This is a genomic window from Propionivibrio sp., from assembly GCF_049316945.1.
In the GTDB taxonomy this organism is placed as follows: Bacteria; Pseudomonadota; Gammaproteobacteria; order Burkholderiales; family Rhodocyclaceae; genus Propionivibrio.
The window spans coordinates 1-2,288 of the sequence record NZ_JBMOJE010000328.1 but is presented as its reverse complement, the minus strand read 5'-3'; the positions used below and the strand labels follow the sequence as shown (position 1 = coordinate 2,288).

The 2,288-nt window shown below is 60.6% G+C and carries 2 protein-coding genes; one reads left to right on the top strand and one right to left on the bottom strand.

The genetic code is table 11. The features are described from left to right. The first annotated feature begins 242 nt into the window (after positions 1–242). Entirely contained in the window at positions 243–1,340 is a 1,098-nt protein-coding gene (gene nadA, locus ACOYNV_RS27665; RefSeq protein ID WP_422903038.1) for a quinolinate synthase NadA, read from the top strand. A 285-nt stretch (positions 1,341–1,625) separates the two neighbouring features. Here the strand turns inward: nadA and ACOYNV_RS27660 are convergent. Continuing rightward, positions 1,626–2,288, bottom strand: a 663-nt coding sequence (locus ACOYNV_RS27660) for a sensor histidine kinase (protein ID WP_422903037.1), incomplete at its 5' end; no start/stop codon positions are given.

The following is a 2,288-nucleotide window of genomic DNA, read 5'->3' as shown; positions in this document are numbered from 1 at the left end:
CTGCGGCTCGTGCGGTTGTATGGCCTATCCGTCTGCGGCCTGCCCTGGCACCAAAGCTAGTGCAGTGATGAATTCATGAAGGCACATTGAAAAAGCAATTCCCGTCGTTCCCGCGAAAGCGGGAACCCAGTGTTTTTGTCTGCGAACGCCGCTGGATTCCCGCTTTCGCGGGAATGACGAAACCTTGGTTCATAGCCCGCCCTTAGAGTTCAAGACGGCTCCAGCAGAAAACGGATACCACCATGCAAACCGCCACCATCTCCTTCGACCGCTTCAACAGCCTCGCCGACAATGATGCCGCCGAGCGCATCCGCGCCGCGAAGGCGAAGCTCGGCAAGGACGTCGTCCTGCTCTGCCACCATTACCAACGCGCAGACGTGTATGCCCACGCCGACATCACCGGCGATTCGCTCAAGCTGTCGCGCCTGGCCTCGCAGGCGGAGGCCAAGCACATCGTCTTCTGCGGCGTGCATTTCATGGCCGAAGTGGCCGACATCCTCTCGCGCCCCGAACAGATTTCCATCCTGCCGGATCTTGCCGCCGGTTGTTCCATGGCCGACATGGCGAGCCTGGCCAAGGTCGAGCGCGCCTGGCGCGAACTCTCCGCCGTGCTCGATCCCGATGAAAAAGTAACGCCCGTCACCTACATCAATTCTGCGGCCGACCTCAAGGCTTTCTGCGGCGCGCATGGCGGCATCGTTTGTACATCAAGCAATGCGCCGAAGATCCTCGAATGGTCATTCGCCCAGCGCGAGAAGGTGCTGTTCTTCCCCGACCAGCACCTCGGTCGCTGGAGCGGCTACAAGATGGGCATCCCGCTCGACGAAATGGTGATCTGGAATCCCGACCTGGAACAGGGCGGCCTCACGCGCGAGCAGATCGCCAAGGCGAAGATCATCCTCTGGCACGGCTTCTGTTCGGTGCACCAGATGTTCCAGCCGAAGGACATCATCAAGTTCAGGAACCAGCATCCGGATGGCTTTGTCATTTCGCACCCCGAGTGCAGCTTCGAAGTGTGCAAGCAGTCCGACTACATCGGCAGCACCGAAACCATCCTGCAGACGGTGAAGGCCGCGCCGCCCAATACGCGCTGGCTGGTCGGCACCGAACTCAACCTGGTCGAGCGCCTGGCGCAGGAAGTGAAGCACGAGGGCAAGACCGTGCAGTTCATGGCCTCGACCATCTGCATGTGCTCCACCATGCAGCGCATCGATCCGCAGCACCTGGCATGGACGCTGGAGAACCTGGTCGAAGGCAAGGTGGTGAACCAGATCAGCGTGCCGGAACACGAAGCGAAGCTGGCGAAGATTTCGCTGGAACGGATGCTCGCCGTCTCCTGATCGCCGTATCGCAGGCGCCGAGTTTTGAATCTCGGTTTGCTGCCGCTCAATTTTTGATCGTGGCTCAAACCGGCCATCAAGGGACGGTGGCTCTCAATTCCCGAATGAGTGCTTTAAGACTGCAAGCGGTCTCTTGACATCAGCATACCGACTGACCGCTCCAAGGTAAGATTGCTGCCGCTCGGCACCAATAGTGGTCGCTGCCCGCCAAGGGAAGGCGAAGCAGCGCCCGATCAAATCGACCGGCCTGGATTGTGATCTCAGCAGTCCTGGTATGGGCACAAATCACGGCAAACCCGGCCCCGGCAGTATCAGAGTAAATCGGCTGCCGTGATCCGGCATGGTCTGCACTTTGACCCGGCCGCCATGCAGCTGCGCAATACGATCCACCAGATAGAGCCCGAGCCCGGCACCTGCTTTGCCCAGCGCGCCGCGACCGCGAAAATATTTCTGAAACACCCGTCCAATCTCATCATCGGGGATGCCGCTGCCGGTGTCGTTGATCTCGATATGAACGCCGCCCCCCGGCTGGCCGCGAACCCACAAGCGCAGCGGCGCGTCGGGCGGTGAATGGCGCAACCCGTTGCCGATCAGGTTGCGCAACGCCACCTGCATCAACTTCCAGTCGCATTGCAAGCTTGGCGGCACCGCCGTCGCAATCAGCTCAATCCTATTGGACGGCCACTCGGCCACCACGCCGGCCACCACTTCGCTGATATCGCAGAGGGTCAGGTTCAGGGCCTGGGTGGTGCTCTCGACGCGGTCAAGCGAAAGGTACTCATCCATCAGGTCGCTCATGCGCCGCGCCGATTCCTTGATGTTGGTGCAGCGCTCAAGGCTCCTGCCCTGCGAGGCATCCAGGCTTTGCGCCACATGGTGCACCGAGGTATTGATGATCGCCAGCGGCGTGCGAAACTCGTGCGACACCATGGCCACAAAATCTTGCTG